Source organism: Methylomonas sp. BG-2, assembly GCF_057766305.1.
Map to the genome: position 1 here is coordinate 1 of NZ_JBYMAP010000411.1, position 1,985 is coordinate 1,985.

Annotated in this window: 3 protein-coding genes; all 3 read right to left on the reverse strand. The window is 54.9% G+C overall.

Going from position 1 to position 1,985, the window contains the following annotated elements:
• On the reverse strand, positions 1–198 hold a 198-nt coding region (locus tag AC3B8H_RS20745), incomplete at its 3' end, for an RNA polymerase sigma factor (RefSeq protein WP_488443413.1).
• Between the two features lie 213 nt (positions 199–411).
• Positions 412–735 (reverse strand): hypothetical protein, encoded by a 324-nt coding sequence (locus AC3B8H_RS20750; RefSeq protein ID WP_488443414.1) that lies wholly within the window; start codon positions 733–735, stop codon positions 412–414.
• Between the two features lie 141 nt (positions 736–876).
• Positions 877–1,587: a rhomboid family intramembrane serine protease gene (locus AC3B8H_RS20755; RefSeq protein ID WP_488443415.1), complete on the reverse strand. Its 711-nt coding sequence runs from the start codon at positions 1,585–1,587 to the stop codon at positions 877–879.
• Positions 1,588–1,985 lie beyond the last annotated feature (398 nt).

Consider the following 1,985-nt stretch of genomic DNA (forward strand, 5'->3'; position numbering starts at 1 on the left):
TTGGGCGGTTCTAAACAAATAGGCTTTCAAGTTGCCGACATCGGATAAGTCCTCGGCTCGACACAGCCGGGCGAATGCTTCCTGACACAGATCGGCGGCGGTGTCGCGGCAACGCACGCGCGCATAGAGCGCGGCCTGCAATTCGCTCTGGCAACTGAGATACAAATCTTCCAGCAAGCGGCTGGGTTTGGAGGGCATGCGCTGACAACCGGGTAATCGGGACCGATGCAGCGGCAGCAGATTTCGCGCCAAATCCCGCCAACCCGAGCCGCCAAGGCTTTCAGAAGACATTCCGGCCGGGCAAATAACTAAACTATGTTAATTAAACCAGGGCAACCCGGCATTTCCCGAATCCCACGGACACAAAAAAGGGGCCGAAGCGGCCCCCTTTTCGCTCGCGACACGGCGCGCTTATTTGACGGCGGCGGCGATGTCGTTGAAGGCCTCGACGCGTTGTTTGCCGGCGTTGGCCAACTCGATACCGTTATCGACCACAAGCTTGATCAAACCCGGCGTGCTATAAACGATTTTGCCCAGATAGGCAACCAAAGGCACCGCGACGATCGCACCGAACAAGCTGCCGATACCCAAAACACCTAACAATTTGGTGATCAACACCACGATGTCCAGCGGCAACAAAATCATCGTGCCGAAATAGACCAGGACGATAAACGTGAACAATACGAACACGACGAACTGGAGCAGCCTGACCAAAGCAACATTTAGGTTTTTCATGGTTTTCAATGTCTCGAATGAATAAAGAATCGGTAAGCGCCGGAAACCGGCTTGATTCGGCCGGCGGACCGGCCTTGCACGCCGAGATTATAAAATAAAACCCCTACGGAATCCTCAACTTTTTGGCCGACGCTCCCCCCCTCATTCGGCCGGTGGACTCAACTCGCGGGGGGCTTCCGGCTTGTCGATGAAAAACGGGTGCAACAAGGCACCGACCGCGAAACCGCCCAAATGCGCCCACCAAGCCGAGTCGACCGCGACGTTGTCGAACATCGCCGCGGTGAACACGTCGCCCACTTGCACAATCACCCAAAAACCTAAAAAGGCGATGGCCGGCACCTGAAAAAACAACGGATAGAATAGAATCGGCACCATAATCACGACGGTCGCGTACGGAAACCTTACGAAATAAGCCCCCAAAACGCCGGCAATCGCTCCGGAAGCACCGACCACCGGTATCGCGATGGTTGGATAAAAATACCACTGCGTAACCGTCGCCAGCAGTCCGGACACGATATAGAAGGCCAGGAAACGCCAGTGCCCCATCAAGTCCTCGATGTTGTCGGCGAATATCCACAAAAACACCATGTTCATCAGCAAGTGCAGAAAACCGCCGTGCAGGAACAAACTGGTTAAAAACGACAGGTAGTGATCCGGCGGCAAGCCGAAGGCATATGCCCAATCCGGATTCGAATAGCGGATCGGCACCATGCCGTACCGATAAGCAAAATGCTGGCTGACTTCGTCCGGCATGAACAGCATCGCCACGTAAACCGCCACGCATACCGCCATCACGGCCCACGTCACGTAGGGTTTGGTCTGGCAAGGTATCGAATCTCGAATGGGTATCATCGTTTGGCCTCTTGAAAAATCGGGATCATGGCATTGTCCGCATCAGAGTGGCTCCGTCGCGCGCTATAGGGCCTCGCACGGACCGCCGACATATTCTCAGGCACCGGCAAATGCCCGAGCCCTTGGTTCCGCCGGCCGGACTAGTACCGAGCAGCCGGTCAACGCAAGTCAAACAACGCCGAAATAAGCTTAGTCGCTCGGGACACTTAGCGCTGTATTGACGCTTCTCGGGGAAAATGGCGGCGTTGCTTCAATCTGACCAACTAAAAATAAGTTTGCCATGATTTTGCAAACTTGCTGGGCCTTGCGATCTAGTGTTTAGTTGGGTTTACGAGCTAGCAAGGCAACCTTGGAGGAATGCCGAGAGCAGTTCGCCCCCAAATATTGAACGCTCCGAG

Coding starts and splice junctions, on each gene's coding strand:
- AC3B8H_RS20750 (WP_488443414.1), bottom strand. CDS start 735: ATGAAAAACCTAAATGTTGCTTTGGTCAGGCTGCTCCAGTTCGTCGTG.
- AC3B8H_RS20755 (WP_488443415.1), bottom strand. CDS start 1,587: ATGATACCCATTCGAGATTCGATACCTTGCCAGACCAAACCCTACGTG.